2 protein-coding genes are annotated in these 1,509 nt (G+C 72.6%); both read left to right on the forward strand.

Going from position 1 to position 1,509, the window contains the following annotated elements:
- Positions 1-674 (forward strand): phosphopantetheine-binding protein (locus ACFYSC_RS36840; RefSeq protein WP_389971036.1); only part of this gene is annotated, 674 nt, incomplete at its 5' end.
- Positions 675-690: 16 nt separating this feature from the next.
- On the forward strand, positions 691-1,509 hold an 819-nt coding region (locus ACFYSC_RS36845), incomplete at its 3' end, for a beta-ketoacyl synthase N-terminal-like domain-containing protein (RefSeq protein WP_389971039.1).

Here is a 1,509-nt window from a genome sequence, read left to right on the forward strand (position 1 = left end):
TCGACGCGGCCCTGAGCGGTGACGACGCGCTCGTGGTCGGGGCCCGCTGGGACGCCGCCGGGTTGCGTGCCAGGGCCGAGAACGGCGACCTGCCGCCCATGCTGCGCGGCCTGGTCCGCGTGCCCCGCCGGTCCGTGGGCGGCGAGCAGGGCACGAGCCTCACCGCGCTCATGTCCCGCCTCGCCGAACTGACCAGGGAGGAGGGGCTGCGCATGTTCACCGAACGGGTACGCGGCCACGTCGCCGTCGTCCTCGCCCACGGCAGCGCCGAGAAGATCAACGTCGACCGGGCGTTCACCCAGCTCGGCTTCGACTCCCTGACCGCCGTCGAGCTGCGCAACCGGCTCAGCGCCGACACCGGCCTGCGGCTGCCCGCCACGCTCGTGTTCGACCACCCCACGGTCGGCGCCCTGGCGGAGCACCTGTTCGACACGCTCGTCCCCGCCGCGCCCTCCCCCGAGGAGACCCTGCGCGGCGCGCTCGAACGGGTGGGATCCATGCTCACCAGCGCCAAGGACGACGGCGAGGCGATCCGCAGCAAGCTCGTCGCCGTGCTGCAGAGCGGCCTGGCCATGTTCGGCGCGCAGCCCAAGGGCGACGCCGACACCGTGATGGAGAAGATCGATTCCGCCTCGGACGAGGAGATCTTCGCGCTCATCGACAACGAACTGTGACGGGAAAGGCCGATCGATGAGAACAGAGGACAGGCTCCGCGACTACCTCAAGCGCGCCACCGTGGAACTGGCGGAGGCCCGCCGGCGACTGGGCGAGGACGAGGAGCGCCGCCACGAGCCGGTGGCGATCGTCGGGATGGCGTGCCGCTACCCGGGCGGGGTCGCCTCCCCGGAAGATCTGTGGGAGCTGGTCTCCTCGGGCAGGGACGCGATCGGTGAGTTCCCGGCGGACCGCGGCTGGGACGTGGACGCGCTGTACGACCCCGACCCCGAGGCGGCCGGGAAGACCTACACCCGCCACGGCGGCTTCCTGTACGACGTCGCCGACTTCGACGCGGCCTTCTTCGGCATCAGCCCGCGTACCGCGCTCGCCACCGACCCGCAGCACCGGCTGTTCCTGGAGACGTGCTGGGAGGCCCTGGAGCGGGCCGAGATCGAGCCGGGCGGCCTCCGCGGCACCAGGACCGGCGTCTACGTCGGCAACATGTACGACTACTACTCGGCGCGCTTCCTCCACGGCGCGCCCGAGTCCGTCGAGGGCAACCTGTTCACCTCCAGCGCGCCCAGCGTCATCGCGGGCCGCGTCGCCTACACCCTGGGCCTGGAGGGGCCGGCGCTGACGGTGGACACCGCCTGCTCGTCCTCGCTGGTCGCCATGCACCTGGCCGTACGGGCCCTGCGCCAGGGCGAGTGCTCGCTGGCGCTGGCGGGCGGGGTGGCGGTCATGTCCACGCCCGTGGCGTTCGTCGAGTTCAGCCGGCAGGGCGCGCTGTCACCCGACGGCCGCTGCAAGTCGTTCTCCGCCTCGGCCGACGGCGCCGCCTGGGCCGAAGGA

Source organism: Streptosporangium sp. NPDC004379 (assembly GCF_042873875.1).
In the GTDB taxonomy this organism is placed as follows: Bacteria; Actinomycetota; Actinomycetes; order Streptosporangiales; family Streptosporangiaceae; genus Streptosporangium.